Origin of the sequence: Paenibacillus tritici, from assembly GCF_018207515.1 — a bacterium.
GTDB lineage: Bacteria > Bacillota > Bacilli > Paenibacillales > Paenibacillaceae > Paenibacillus_AQ > Paenibacillus_AQ tritici.
The window spans coordinates 1,092,240-1,106,557 of sequence record NZ_CP073365.1 but is presented as its reverse complement, the minus strand read 5'-3'; the positions used below and the strand labels follow the sequence as shown (position 1 = coordinate 1,106,557).

The 14,318-nt window shown below is 50.7% G+C and carries 11 protein-coding genes; 4 read left to right on the top strand and 7 right to left on the bottom strand.

Features of this window, described 5'->3' with window-relative positions; genetic code table 11:
- Nucleotides 1-165: 165 nt before the first annotated feature.
- The 5 genes from KDC22_RS04665 to KDC22_RS04645 all read right to left on the bottom strand — a co-directional run bounded on the left by KDC22_RS04665 (nucleotide 166) and on the right by KDC22_RS04645 (nucleotide 5,803).
- Nucleotides 166-687: a mismatch-specific DNA-glycosylase gene (locus KDC22_RS04665; RefSeq protein WP_211722222.1), complete on the bottom strand. Its 522-nt coding sequence runs from the start codon at nucleotides 685-687 to the stop codon at nucleotides 166-168.
- A gap of 173 nt (nucleotides 688-860) precedes the next feature.
- Nucleotides 861-2,867 (bottom strand): DUF6449 domain-containing protein, encoded by a 2,007-nt coding sequence (locus KDC22_RS04660; RefSeq protein ID WP_211722221.1) that lies wholly within the window; start codon nucleotides 2,865-2,867, stop codon nucleotides 861-863.
- Nucleotides 2,842-3,744 (bottom strand): ABC transporter ATP-binding protein, encoded by a 903-nt coding sequence (locus KDC22_RS04655; RefSeq protein ID WP_211722220.1) that lies wholly within the window; start codon nucleotides 3,742-3,744, stop codon nucleotides 2,842-2,844. Before KDC22_RS04655 ends, KDC22_RS04660 begins: the two co-directional genes overlap by 26 nt.
- On the bottom strand, nucleotides 3,737-4,126 hold the full coding sequence (locus tag KDC22_RS04650; protein WP_211722219.1) for a GntR family transcriptional regulator: 390 nt from the start codon (nucleotides 4,124-4,126) through the stop codon (nucleotides 3,737-3,739). The genes KDC22_RS04655 and KDC22_RS04650 overlap by 8 nt, the downstream gene beginning before the upstream one ends.
- 561 nt (nucleotides 4,127-4,687) lie before the next feature.
- Nucleotides 4,688-5,803 carry a polysaccharide deacetylase family protein gene (locus KDC22_RS04645; RefSeq protein ID WP_211722218.1) on the bottom strand — a complete coding sequence of 372 codons (1,116 nt, stop codon included), beginning with the start codon at nucleotides 5,801-5,803 and terminating at the stop codon, nucleotides 4,688-4,690.
- A 528-nt stretch (nucleotides 5,804-6,331) separates the two neighbouring features.
- On the opposite strand from KDC22_RS04645, the gene qoxA reads away from it, so the two are divergent.
- The 4 genes from qoxA to qoxD are packed head-to-tail and all read left to right on the top strand — an operon-like array spanning nucleotide 6,332 to nucleotide 10,229.
- Nucleotides 6,332-7,348, top strand: a complete 1,017-nt coding sequence (qoxA, locus tag KDC22_RS04640; RefSeq protein ID WP_211722217.1) for a cytochrome aa3 quinol oxidase subunit II — start codon at nucleotides 6,332-6,334, stop codon at nucleotides 7,346-7,348.
- Nucleotides 7,349-7,391: 43 nt separating this feature from the next.
- Complete coding sequence (gene qoxB, locus KDC22_RS04635) at nucleotides 7,392-9,341, top strand: cytochrome aa3 quinol oxidase subunit I (RefSeq protein ID WP_173136719.1); 1,950 nt, start codon at nucleotides 7,392-7,394, stop codon at nucleotides 9,339-9,341.
- Nucleotides 9,338-9,934: a cytochrome (ubi)quinol oxidase subunit III gene (locus tag KDC22_RS04630; RefSeq protein ID WP_173136721.1), complete on the top strand. Its 597-nt coding sequence runs from the start codon at nucleotides 9,338-9,340 to the stop codon at nucleotides 9,932-9,934. The genes qoxB and KDC22_RS04630 overlap by 4 nt, the downstream gene beginning before the upstream one ends.
- A gap of 1 nt (nucleotide 9,935) precedes the next feature.
- On the top strand, nucleotides 9,936-10,229 hold the full coding sequence (gene qoxD / locus KDC22_RS04625) for a cytochrome aa3 quinol oxidase subunit IV (RefSeq protein WP_173136723.1): 294 nt from the start codon (nucleotides 9,936-9,938) through the stop codon (nucleotides 10,227-10,229).
- 128 nt (nucleotides 10,230-10,357) lie between these two features.
- Here the strand turns inward: qoxD and KDC22_RS04620 are convergent, their stop codons facing one another.
- Nucleotides 10,358-11,485, bottom strand: a complete 1,128-nt coding sequence (locus tag KDC22_RS04620) for a TolB family protein (RefSeq protein ID WP_211722216.1) — start codon at nucleotides 11,483-11,485, stop codon at nucleotides 10,358-10,360.
- Between the two features lie 1,111 nt (nucleotides 11,486-12,596).
- Nucleotides 12,597-14,306, bottom strand: a complete 1,710-nt coding sequence (locus tag KDC22_RS04615) for a methyl-accepting chemotaxis protein (protein ID WP_343221919.1) — start codon at nucleotides 14,304-14,306, stop codon at nucleotides 12,597-12,599.
- Nucleotides 14,307-14,318 lie beyond the last annotated feature (12 nt).

Sequence of the window (14,318 nt, the reverse complement as noted above, 5' to 3'; positions counted from 1 at the left end):
CCCACTTATTTTCATTCCTGGGGGTGACAAGGCCTCTGTCTTGTCATGCCTGTTTTTCGATTACATTTGGCCTATGCGGCCCTTTTCATACTGGAGTAGTCCCAATTGTGTTCCGTTTTTAACATACATCGGTCACACGCGACTATATGACGGATATCTCCGGTCTTAAGACTCTTTCTCCTCCGTAAAGTCATACAGCCGCCGGTAGATCCCTACGATCTCCGGCATCGGCATGCGGACCAGGCCGCTGGATGATGGGGCGACGAACTCGCGGACTCCGTCCACCACGGGAGTAATGCCCTCCTGGAATCCCCATGCGACTTTGGTTCTGCGGCTGAACTCCGTGTATACGCCTTTGCCGACGAAGCAGGCGATCTCCGGGCGGTACAGCTCCAGCTTGGCTCGAAGGAGCTCACGGCCCTTGGCGTACTCCTCCCGGGTGATATCTTCAGCGCCTACGGTGGGGCGAGCGACAATGTTGGTGAAGCCGTACCCCAGCTTCAGCAACTCCCCGTCCTCGGAGGCCTCGTATAACCGCGGCGTCAGCCCGGACTTATGCAGTATGCGCCAGAAGTTATTGCGCGGATTGGCATAATGATGACCCAACTCCCCTGACCTTATGCTGGGGTTGAAGCCTATGAACACAATCTTGAGTCCGTGATCCAGATGATCTTGTACCTCTTCCATTCCTGTTCCTCCTTACATAGACCTCTATATACTCAATATCCTTTACTTAATATAACCCAGAATCAGGCGCTGCTTGTCCCCAGGACATAACAGAGCAATGCCCCCGCATAGGAAAATCTCCAGTGTGCAGGGGCGTAGATAGGACTATTATTCACTTCAATAGGATAAGCAGACTATGGGAGAAGGGCCTTAAGCGCCGGTGTCATCTCTAGTTCGTCCAGTGAAACAAAATCATTATTTCCGTTCTTATACTCTACTACAACTACATACTTTCCCTCTTGACGGGTGAATTTACGCTGGTGCAGCAGTATATCATCCAAAAGGTTCTTGTCTGTAATAACAACCGACCGCTTCTCATCGCGCGCCAACTGCAGACGGGTGTCGGCGTTGTAACGCATCTGCAAGGGGATTGCACTATGATGGATGTCCCTGAACATTTGAGCGGATTTGACACTCTCTGCTGTAATCCTGAGCTTGTCCGCATAGCCCTTCTGTTCCATCCAGGCGGTCATTTCCTTGTAAGAAGGATTCCAGTTATACGTATAGGAGTTCTGCTGGAACCGGGATGAATCCGGCTTATAAACGATTTGAATGGATGCCTTTTCCCGTTGATCAGAGATCTCATCCTCGAAGGACTTATTAAGAATCTCCCGTTTCAAAAGCCCGGTGAACTCCAGTACTTCCTGCGGATCGGAAATGACAACTGTCTTGTTCCTGTTATTCAGTCTGAAGCTCTCAATATTCTCATTCATCCGGGTAAGCAGATACCTGTCGCGCTTGTATTCCTCATGCTCCATGACCGTTTTCAGCTCCGGTTCGAAGCCCGCTATAGGAACATTGTAGGTCCGCATAAGCTTCCGTCCGCTCTCCAGCCGGTACACCAGCGTAAAATTCCGGGATCTAGGGTACTCACTCCAAGGATCGTTCTTCTGATCCGGTTTAGCAGTGACCACGGCATGATGTAATGCAGTTACAGCTTCGATGTACTTCCGGTCTGCGGAGAATACCTCATCCTCCCTTTCCTTCCGGGTAGTGTCACCCACCTGGTTCTCTGTTAATTCACGGTAATTGCCCCCGGCAAATACTTCAGCTACCTTATCATTCTGCGGGACCCGGTTCTCGTAGCCGGTTAGTCCGGAGACCGGGATATAGATTAGCAGAGCCATCAGCACGCCATACACCGCGAATTCCAGCACCAGTCTGCGGGTCATAATATGCCAGGTTTTGCGTAGAATCATCTCGACTACGATATAACCAATCAGCCCTCCGGCAATCACGCTGCCGATGATCCAGCCGGGCTGCCGCTTAAGGCTGCCGAAGTAAGTGCTGGCCAGCAGCATGGTGCAGAGCATAACCCCCGCTTTGAACAGCGGATTGAAGTACGTGAAGGCCAGCGCTTGTCCGGCTTGTTCACTGTGGCGTACACGATAGAGTAAGAAGGACCCTGCCAGGAACAGAGCGGACAAGATCGCATAACCCCATTTCTCGGTCAAGCTGAGGGGAGCAACGGGTAAATCTACCGCACGCAGGATTGGTGTCCACTTCGTCTGAACATCGTACAGCCCGGACCAATCGGGATAGCCGTACAAATATCTCCCCAAGTGAATGTTGACGAATTGCAGCAGTCCAGCCGGAAGTAACAGCAGAATGATGATCAGGATTCCCTGCAGAATGGTCTGTCCCGTGCAAATGCCTACAAAAACAGTGAAAACAAACAGAAACAGCGTTAACAGACTGAGGGTCAGGCACCACTCCCAGACCTCCGCTCCTTGAAAAATGTACATGTTGCCATGAAGAGGGCGAACGAGCGCTGTAACCGCAGCCGTAATCCACACGGGCGGCAGCAGCAGAAGCAGGCCGCTTGCCGCATGGGAAGCCAGCAGATGAGCTCGGCGCAGCGGAAGGCTGTGCATTAGATCAGACGACCGTTTGGACTGCAGATAACGGAACAGGAACAATCCGGCTCCTATTGGAAAAATAATTAGAATAACCCCAATATCAATGCCCAGACCGAACAGATTGTCCATGGCAACAGGCTCCTCCAGCCGGTCACCCTTAATGAAGAGCTGTAACGGGAGCACAAACAAGAGGACCAGGGTATATAAAATTCCAATCCAGCCATGCTGGCGCAAATTCTGGCGGATGATACTGGTGTTAAAGAATAATCGGCTGCGCGTCATAACCGGCATCCCCCATTTCGTAAATAAAGATTTCTTCCAGCGTCAGCGGCAGCAGATCAAACACATACGGATCGTAGACATGAAAAGCCTGGCTGATCCGCTCCCGGTCCCCTTTTGCAATATACAGGCTGACACTTCCCCGCTGCTCCTGATGGAGAATCTGCAGCTTGGCCTCCAGTGCCGCCGCATGACGTGCGTCGCGGAACGCTACCTGAATCTTATGCGTGTCCGCCTTAAGATCATCCAGATCCTTCTCAACCAGCATCCGGCCCTCATGCATAATGCCGACATGGTCGCATAAATCCTCAATCTCCCGCAGATTATGCGAAGAGATCAGTACGGTCAGCTCCCGCTCAGCCACTTCCTGGAACAATAGATTCTTGATCTGGCGACGCATCACCGGGTCCAGCCCGTCAATCGGCTCATCCATAATCAGCACATCCGGCTTACAGCTAAGCGCCAGGAGGAAGGCGGCCTGACGCTGCATCCCCTTGGAGAACCGGCTCAGCTTACGCCGGGCATCCAGGCGGAACACGGTTACAAGCTCCTCATACCGCTTCTGGCTCCATCCCGGGTAGATGGAACGGTAGAATGCCGCCATACTCCTAATCGTGGCCTGGGTGAAGAAATAGGGACTGTCCGGCATGAAGATCAGCCTGCGCTTCACCTCAGGTGACTCTAAGACCGCCTCCCCGCTTATCTTCACACTGCCTGCATCCGGACGATAAATACCCGCAAGAGTCTTCAGAAGCGTTGTTTTGCCTGCTCCGTTCGATCCCAGCAATCCATAGATGGCACCTTTATGTACGGTCAGCGAAATGTTGTCAACGGCCTTGTCCTCCAGGAAAATCTTGCTCACTCCGCGTATCTCAATCATGGCTGTTCTCCCCTCTTCTATGATCCAGTGCCTGACGGTACAGTGCACTCATCTCACTTTCTGTAAATCCAAGGTAGACTGCCTCCGCCATCAGCCGCAGCAGTTCTTCCTTCAGCTCTGCCCGCTTACTCTCATTGTGTCCCTGTTGCAGCCCAGCTACGAAATTGCCTTTGCCCTGGAGTGAATAGATATAGCCCTCCCGTTCCAGCTCCCTGTAGGCTTTCTGGATCGTATTGGGATTCACCGTGAGCTGCGAGGATAAGGCCCGCACTGAAGGCAATTGCTCATCCGCCTGCAGAATACCATGCATAATCATTTCTTTGACCTTGCTGGTCAGCTGTTCATAGATCGGCTTGCGGCTGCGTACATCCAACTCGAACATGACAGTCCCCCCTTCCTATGATGTATAATCCTGGTGTGCTACAGTGTACTAACTGTACTACTATTATTAATACAGTCGACTCTATATGTCAATCATTAACATGAAATTCCAAACATCTATCAACACAGGTTCCGCGATCGCGCTGCATTTGGCGTAATGGCATGCACTAATGCTCTTCATTCGCTCATTTAGCCCGCGTCCGCTGAATTCAGGTGCACTTATGCTCTTCATTTGCTCATTTGGCCCGCGTCCAGTGAATTGAGGTGCACTTATGCTCTTCATTCCCTCATTTAGCCCGCGTCCGCTGTATTCTGGTGCACTTATGCTCTTCATTCGCTCATTTAGCCCGCGTCCGCTGAATTCAGGTGCACTTATGCTCTTCATTGCTTCTCTCGAGCTACACTCAGCCGATTCAGAGGGATTTATCCCTTTCCTTTCCACAACCGGTTCCTTATCCACAAAAAAAAGCAAGCCATCGGGGATCTCCCCCGCAGCTTGCTCCTTAACATACCTATGCTCTTAGCGGCTACTCTTCTCAGCTACTCTTATCAACTACTCTTCTCAGCGTTTATCCTTCCAGAAATTGAGCGGCTCCATATCCTTCGTGATGAGCTTGAAGGTATAGCCTTCCTTCTTCAGCTTCTCCAGAATACGCGGCAGCACCTTGAGTGTGGCCTTCTGGTCATGCATCAGAATGACCGGATTGGTCTTGGATGCCTTCAGCTTACTCACCTGGTCCATCACGGTGTTATAGATTCTGTCACTGTTCTGTTTGTATTTCCAGTCATAGGAATCCACGTTCCAGTCCCAGAGATGATATCCCTGCGTCAGGACTTTATCGCGGAAGGACTTGGTGAAATAGGGCTTGCTTCCGTATGGCGTACGGATCAGGGTGGTGCTGGCTCCCGTCAGCTTCTTCAATGTCGCATTGGCCCCTGACATCTCGGCAAGCGCCGCCGAAGGGGAGGCATAGAACTTCTCCTTGCGGTGGGTCACGCCATGCAGCGCTAAGCCATAGCCTTCCTTCGCAATCCGTTTCACCTGGGCGGGATGCTCATTCATGTTGTTCCCCAGCATGAAGAAGGTAGCCTGCACCTCATACTTCTTTAAAATATCCAGCAGCTCGCCGGTGGTAGCCGATGGGCCGTCGTCAAAGGTAAGATATACAGTCCGTCCCGGCTTGCCCGGTTCAGCCGGAGTTACAGGAGTCACTGGAGTCACTGGAGCCTTCGGCTTCAGCTCAGCAGCATATTTATCGGTAAAGGCCCCATCTGTCAGCTGCGCCGAGCTGTCCTTCACACGAAGTAAATATTTATCCCCCGCATAGGAAATGCTATACCCGAGAGTAGCGCTGACCTTCAGCGGAACCATTAGCTTGCCATTCTGCACAAATGTACTCATAGGCACCACTTTGCCGTCTTTGAGCATAGCCCCGCCGTCGTTCTTCAGCAAGGTCAGGGAGCCGGAGCCGCCAGAGATGTGAATCCCGTTAGCCAGACCGGTGAGGGTCCATTTCAGTTCATCCGCCAGAGAGCGCAGCGGAACATAATAGGTGCCTTTGTCAGATACAGCTTCGATCGCACTTAATTTATCGTTTACTCCAAGCTTCAGAGTAGTGCTATTGCCTTCAGCGTTAGCCGGGATCTGCACAAGACCCATAATTAGGAATAAGGACATGAATAACAGCAGTATTTTTTTGATACGCACAGCAGCAGTCTCCAATCTATGTATATTTGTCTATCACTTTATCACATATAGATATAACGTAATTTGAGAGATTGTAACCGTAAGCTAAAAAATTGTTACTCTCTGCAATGGGAAATGAGGGTTCGTCACTATTTTCAGAAAGCAGGCATTTTTCGTCGAATGCTGTCGCAGCAAGCGATAAGCGGTTAAATTACGGGTTTTTTACCCCAAATAATTGTGACAAAATTAATAACAATCATGAAATATTGAACAAAAATTGAACAACCTTAAAATTAGCTAAAGTGCGCCACTACAGTGATCTTTATCATACCCTTAGGTAGTTGTAACAATTTGATCACACATATTTAACTTGTTCGCCATTTTTAAGGACTTTATTAGCTTATTATACAAAATATGTATTTTGCATTATGGGTAAGTAGTTCTTACTATAGATACAGATCAATGTAAGTCCGTTAATGAACGGCGAATGAAAAGTAGTATTGAAGGAAGGAGTTCTATATGAAAAAAAAGGGACCGTTATACGCTTTGTTTCTAAGCCTGATCCTTCTCCTGCCGGGATGCAGCTCGATCGCTGTTCTGAACCCGAAGGGGCCGTCTGCAAGAACGTTATCTGACACCATTATCCTCTCTATCATTGTTATGCTTGGTGTTCTGGCTGTTGTCTACATTCTATACATCTTTGTACTGGTGAAATATCGTGCGAAGAAGAGTAATGAGGATTACATCCCTAAGCATGAGGAAGGCAACGTGGTACTGGAGGCCATCTGGATTATCATCCCGATCATTATCGTAGCCTTCCTGTCCGTTGTGACCGTCAAGACAACTACTGAGGTGGAGAATGTGGCTGCGGACTATAAAGATCAGACTCCGCTGGTCATCTATGCTTCCTCTTCCAACTGGAAATGGCATTTCAGCTATCCTGAAGAAGGAATTGAGACGGTGAACTACGTGAATATGCCGGTTCATCGTGCAGTTGAATTCAGAATGTACTCATTCGGCACCATTACCAGCTTATGGATTCCACAGCTTGCCGGTCAAAAGTACGCCATGAGCGACATGCTGACAACGCTTCATCTGTCCGCAGATACCGAAGGCTCTTATATCGGGAAAAATGCGAACTTCAGCGGTAAGGGCTTTGCCCACATGGAGTTTGAAGCGCTTGTCTTAAGTAACAAGGGTTATGAGGATTGGGTCAAGGAAGTGAAGGAAACCGCTCCTAAGCTTACTGAGGAAGAATTCAAGGGCCTGCTTGCCACGGACTACCTTGGACGCAAAACCTATTCTTCCACCCATCTGGAGTTCAGCCCTCCACCGGGTGACCACAGTGAGCATATGAGTGGTCACGGCAAGGAGATGGATATGGACAACGGCAATCCGGAGCATCAGGATAACAAAGAAATCCATCCTTCTCCCGAGCCGTCCAGCGGAACGGAATTTGACAGCGAACCTCATCCGGAGGTCGATCAGCCGCTGCCAAGCTCACCGGTGGATGAAAGTACACATGAAGGACACTAGCTCTGAAAGAGCTTGATGCAACACACTGAAAGGAGCTACCCTAATGGATTTAGACAAATTTAAGGTTCACGGCGAACCCTTGATATACGGGGCCATGATCAGTATTGCACTGGCCACCATCGGGATTCTCGTAGGGCTTACCTATTTCAAGAAATGGGGATACCTGTGGCGCGAGTGGCTGACAACGGTTGACCACAAAAAAATCGGGATCATGTATATCCTCGCAGCGCTGCTGATGCTGTTCCGCGGCGGTGTAGATGCAATGATGATGCGTCTGCAGACGGCTGCGCCGGAAATGAAATTCCTGGATGCGCAGCATTACAATGAGGTCTTCACCACCCATGGCCTGATCATGATTCTATTCATGGCCATGCCGTTCATCATCGGTCTGATGAACGTGATTATTCCGCTGCAGATTGGTGCACGGGACGTTGCCTTCCCGCGGCTTAACGCCGTCAGCTTCTGGCTCTTCTTCATGGGTGCCATGCTGCTGAACATCTCCTTCGTCATCGGGGGATCGCCCGATGCCGGATGGTCAGCCTACTTCCCGCTGGCGAGTATTGAGTTCAGTCCGACCGTCGGTAACAACTACTACTCCCTGGCCTTGCAGATTTCCGGTATCGGTACTCTGATTACAGGGGTCAACTTCATCGTAACGATTCTGAAGATGCGCGCACCAGGCATGACGCTGATGAAAATGCCGATGTTCACCTGGTCCGTACTCATCACCAACGTCATTATCGTCTTCGCCTTCCCGGTTCTTACCGTAGCGCTGGCGCTGATGATGTTCGACCGCCTTTTCGGCTCCCAGTTCTTCACGATGGCCAACGGCGGGATGGATATGCTCTGGGCCAACCTGTTCTGGGTCTGGGGACATCCGGAGGTATATATCGTTATTCTGCCGGCGTTCGGTATCTATAGCGAAATTATCGCCACCTTCTCCAAAAAGAACCTGTACGGCTATACCTCCATGGTATTCAGTATGGTGATCATCTCACTCCTCTCTTTCCTTGTATGGGCGCATCACTTCTATACAATGGGTCAAGGGGCAATGGTCAACAGCTTCTTCTCGATTACCACGATGGCCATTGCCGTCCCTACAGGGGTCAAGATATTTAACTGGCTATTCACCCTGCGAAAGGGCAGGATTACCTTCACGACACCAATGTTATACACGCTTGCCTTCATCCCGATCTTTACGATCGGCGGCGTGACGGGTGTCATGCTGGCTATGGCCAGTGCCGATTACCAGTATCACAACACCATGTTCCTGGTGGCGCATTTCCACTACGTGCTGATTCCGGGCGCCGTATTCGCCGTCATCGCCGGATTCCACTATTGGTTCCCGAAAGTGTTCGGCTTCCGCCTGAATGAACGGCTGGGCAAACATGCCTTCTGGTGGATCATTATTTCCTTCAACGTCACCTTCTTCCCGCTGTTCTTCCTGGGACTGATGGGAATGACGCGTCGTCTGTATACTTACTCGGAGGAATCAGGCTTTGGTCCGCTCAATATGCTGTCCTTCGTAGGGGCTGTCGGGCTGGCCATCGGCTTCCTGATACTGGTCTATAATATTTACTGGAGTACCCGCTACATGCCGAGAGATACGACTAACGATCCTTGGGATGGCCGGACGCTCGAATGGGCTACACACAGTCCGATACCGCTCTACAACTTTGCAATTGTACCTAAGGTTGAGACACGCGATGCCTTATGGTCTGCGAAGCATGACAATATCCCGTTGTATACGGATAACAAAATCACTAAAATTCATATGCCAAGCAATACCGGCAAGCCGTTCATATTGGGTGTAATCTTCTTCTTCCTGGGCTTCTTCCTGGTCTTCAGCATGTGGATTCCGGCCATTGTTGCAGGAATTGGAGTTATAGTGATGCTGGGCTTCATGTCCTTTGACAAGGATCAGGGCTACTATATTTCCGCAGAAGAGGTTAAGGCTACAGAAAAGAAATTGATGCGGGGTGAGACTGTATGAAAATAGATGCGTCCAAGCCGCTCGAATATTCAACGGAAGAGAACAGTAACAAGATCTTCGGCTTCTGGGTCTTTCTCGGAGCCGAGATCCCTCTCTTCGCAACGCTGTTCACTGTATATTTCGTAATGGTTAACCGGTTCGCCAGCGGACCGAGCGGCAGCGAGCTGTTTGAAATCGGACCTGTGCTGATGGAAACCTTCCTGCTGCTCTCCAGTTCATTCACGATCGGCCTTGCTGTCCATGCCATGCGGCTTGGCTACAAGAAGGCGACCATGGTCTTCATGGCGATTACGCTGCTCATGGGCCTGGCCTTTGTCGGTATTGAAATCGACGAGTTCTTCACGTATGTACATGAGGGTGCAACCCTGCAAACCAGCGGTTTCCTCTCCAGTCTGTTCGTGTTACTCGGAACGCATGGTCTCCATGTCAGCTTTGGCTTCCTGTGGGGAGTGGGGATTATGATTCAGCTGTGGCGCCGCGGCATTACACCGGCCACCGCCAACAAGACGTTCATCTTCTCCTTGTTCTGGCATTTCTTAGACGTAGTATGGATCTTTATCTTCAGCTTCGTCTACCTGAAAGGACTGATGTGACATGATGAAGCAACTATTTCCAATTCGCCATGTGATGGGCTATCTGGCCTCTCTCGTCCTCTCTGCCGCTGCGCTGATCGTTATCTATGGAGATCTGTCCTCCAGTGCTAATATGGTCGTGCTGCTAGTCACAGCGCTGATACAGGCCTCATTGCAGCTGTTTGTGTTCATGCACATTGGAGAATCGGCCGATTCCAAAAAAGAGCTATACCTCAACATCGCCTACGCCATGTTCGTGGCTCTGGTCACCATCTTCGGCACCCTGTTCATCTTCGTATGGGGCTGGTATGCTTAACCTGAAGTAGAAGGATAAGTTATCAGGTGAAATTTTAATAAAAGCGGTCCGTTTCCGGTATGTTACCGGAGCGGGCCGCTTTTTTATTTATATAGGCCGACCTTCAAGCATTAACTCAAGGCTCCGCTCTACTTCAACTGGACTATACTGCTGCTGTTTCCACCCTCGCTCCACTCGGTATACGAAAGTTGCTTGCTAGATGGGCTCCAGGAGGTTGTCATAGTCCCGCTGCTCTCTGCAATCTGGACAGACTTGTCAGAAGAAAGATCGTAGACATATAAAGTATTATTCGTTGTACCATTCTCTTCAAGGGCTACGCTATAGACAATCAGCCGCTGATCCGGGGACCATGAAAGAGCGCCTAGCTCGGCACCTTCCACAAGAGTCCGCTGATTCTTACCGTCTGCATCACTAAGGAGCAGCGTTTGGGTATTTTCCTTATATTGCAGTATTAGCAGTTGTTCTTCATCCGGTGAAGGGATTACGCTGCCAGCAGGATCAACAGGCAAGGTGGCCTTCTCCTTAGTGTTCAGGTCTAGGGTTTGCAAGGCTTCATTCGCATTGGAAGTGTAATACATCTTATCCTTGATTTGCTTCACAACAATCAGGCCTTCCCCGCTTAATCCCTCGACCGGAGCGATCTTCCCGGAGGTACTGGCTGTGTAGGCACCACCGCTGTAAGCCGGACCCACTACCGTATCCTTATCGGCCCATGACGCCCCCATCGCTCCGGCAATGGTATCGCCCGTGAAGCTGAAGGTCTTCTTCGACCCTAGGTCCATCACGTGATAGACCGGATCACCTAACGAGAATTCGCTATACAGCAGGTACAAGTTATCGGGGGATAGCCGGGCATCGCCCAGCATTGTATTTTTCTTTTCTTTGATCAGCTCGTATTCCCCGGTATCCAGGTGGTAGAAATACAGGCTGTGGGGATAAGCCCCCGACATCTCCTCCAGACTCATAGGGCCCAGCTTGTCGTTCTCCTTGGACACTACAACCGTGGTATCCTCCTTCCAGTCGTTAATGGCTATATCCTTATACTCTCTGATGTCCCCTACTACTATACCAGCAGCTTCAGAAGGTGCCGGGGTTGCCTCAGGCGCTGCCGTCGGCTGGGCAGATGCTTCAACCGGTGCCGGACTACTCTCCGGCTTCGGGCTTACCGCCGCATTGCCGCCCTGCTCGCTGCTACAGGCAACCAGCGTCATCAGCAGGGCAGGAACTAAGGCCAGCTTCAATGTTCGGGTGTTCATATAGGAACCGCCTCCTTAAAGTGATATTAGGGTAAGAATGGGTGTGTGAGAACAGAGGAATGTATGTGTTGGTGGACTGGGGTGGATTGGTGGTGGATTGGACTCATGCTGGATGTGCGCCGGGCTGGTGTGGGATTGATGCTGGGCTAGTGCTGACGCCTTGCTTACTAATACCCGATTTTTGCCCCCGGGCAACATTAATGACGCAAACTAACTGCTATTTGTTGCACACGCTACAGCCTACTTTTGGCGGGATCAGAGGGATTTATACACCTGATTCTTCCATACGGCACACTTTTTGGGGGATCAGAGGGATTTATACATCTGATTTTGCTAGACGGCCTACTTTTGCGAGGATCAGAGGGATTTATACACTTGATTCCGCCATGCGGCCTACTTTTGCGAGGATCAGAGGGATTTATACACTTGATTCCGCCATGCGGCCCACTTTTGGCGGGATCAGAGGGATTTATACACCTGATTCCGCCATATGGCCTACTTTTACGAGGATCAGATGGATTTATACATCTGATTCCGCCATGTGGCCTACTTTTGCGAGGATCAGAGGGATTTATACATCTGATTCTGCTATGCGGCCGACTTTTGGCGGGATCAGGTGCATTTTTGCTCTTCATTCGCTCCCGTCGGCCGTATCCAGCGGAATCAAGTGCATTTATGCACCTCATTTGCCTCCTCCAGGTAGTATCCGGCAGGAATCAGGTGCACTTATGCTCCTCATTCGCTGCTGTGGACCGTATCCGGGAAAATCAAGAGCACTAATGCACCTCCTACCACCTTCCCTTAGGTATACACACTGGGAGGAGTCAGAGTATGGTGTTCATTTGACCTCGCGCACAGCCCAAATGGGAACGGCTACACCATCCTTATGAGGACTGGACCTTTCTCAGTGGGGCATGGAGGATATATAGGGATATAGAGGGATATAGAGGGACATAGAAGAAGAGAATTAGATTGAACAGGATGAGGGTTAGAGTGAATCTTATAATCCTTAGATTAAATACATATTAAAAAGCCCGGCCCAGCCGAAGAAACCCCAGATTCTACTGGGTTCTCCGGCCGCACCGGGCCTTGTTGATGTCTATTCTAGTGGTTAGAGCCGGAACCGGGCCAGATGCTTCTGCAGATCCTCGGCTAAGGTAGCCAGATACTGGGCAGACGAGGACATCTCACCCATCGCGGTTAGCTGCTCCCTGCTCGCTTCGCTGGTCCCCTGGACATCCTGCGCTCCCTTACGCGAGATTTCATTCACCCCAGCCATGGACTTGGCTACGCTCTCCGATTCCTGCGCGACATGTCCGATCACCTCCGTGATCTGTTCTGTCTGCTCACTGGCAGCCTGTATGGAGGAATGGATCGCAGCAAAGGCCGCAGATACCACTTCGCTCTGTGCCACCCCATGGGAGACGATCCCAGAGCCAATCTCCATGGATTCAACGGCACTCGCGGTCTGCTCCCGGATATGGTTAATAATCTCCGTAATCTGCAGCGAGCTTCTTCCAGTAGCCTCCGCCAGCTTGCGGATCTCACCGGCAACTACAGCGAAGCCAAGGCCATGCTCTCCCGCCCTGGCCGCTTCGATGGAAGCATTCAGAGACAACAGATTCGTCTGCGTTGCAATCTCATTGATGGTCGTTATGATCGTGTTGATCTCTTCCGACAGGCTGCCCAGACTGCCGACGATACGCTGGCTCGCAGAGACGCTGGAATCAATCTCCCGCATCTGGACAAGAATCTGCTCCACCGCTTCCACCCCGCGGTCCGTGGAGGCGGCGGCCTGTCCCATCAGATTAGTCATTTCATTCCCGCTATGCAGGGCTTCAGCAATATCGTAGGTCATCGTCCGCACAGACTGGGTCGTAATGGCAATGCTATCCGCCTGCACATCGAATCCGGCAGCAATCCCGCTTGAGGTTTCGGCGATCAGCAGTGAGGCGTGTGCCGTCTGATCGGCACTGGCGCTCATCTGCTGTGAGGATGCCGACAGGATCTCGGCACTCTCGGAGACTCCGCGCATCATATTTTTGAGGCCTTCCAGCATTGTATTGAAGGACGTATTAATCTGGCCAATCTCATCCTTGGACTGGTACGAGGCCGACGCTGTCAGATCCCCTGCCTCCGCCCGCTTCATTAGCCCCTGCAGCTCCTTAAGCGGTCTCGTAATCAGCCGCGTAATAATAATGCTGAGGACAATACTGAGCAGCAAGGCCATCGTAATCAGAACGCCGCTCAAAGTAACGGAGCTCTTGGCACTCTCCACAGTCTCCGTATTATGGGCAGACGCATCCTGGATGAACAGGGCCGCTGTCTCTTCAAGCAGCCGGACCATTTTGCCGCGCAGTTCATTGAAGGCCTGGCCTGTAAAAACCTGATAACCCTCATCATTAAGGTCATTGTCGGCCAGATGTATAATATTATCACGCTGTGAACGGTAATCCGGCAGGAGCAGGCTATACTCGTTCACATAAGCTGCAATCTTGTCGTTGTTGAAGTCGATCATCTTCAGTTGGGCCAAAAGCTCATTGTTGGTCTTGATATTCGCCTCAATAGCTGTCTTAAGCTCCCGGCTCTTCGCAGAATCCGTTGTAATCAGATCCTCCAGCAAAAAAGCTTCGATCGCCCGGTTATTCCCCCGGATCTCGGTAATGAAGTAAATAGGCTGCAGATTCTGCTGGTAAGTCTCCTTGGACCTCTCTGCCATCCTGGTTGTAGTAAGGATACCTGTTGTCCCGATTCCAATAAGCAGGATTATAATCACTGCTATCAGCACTATCATTTTATGCTTAATCTTCAGATGTCTCATTCCCGTAATCCC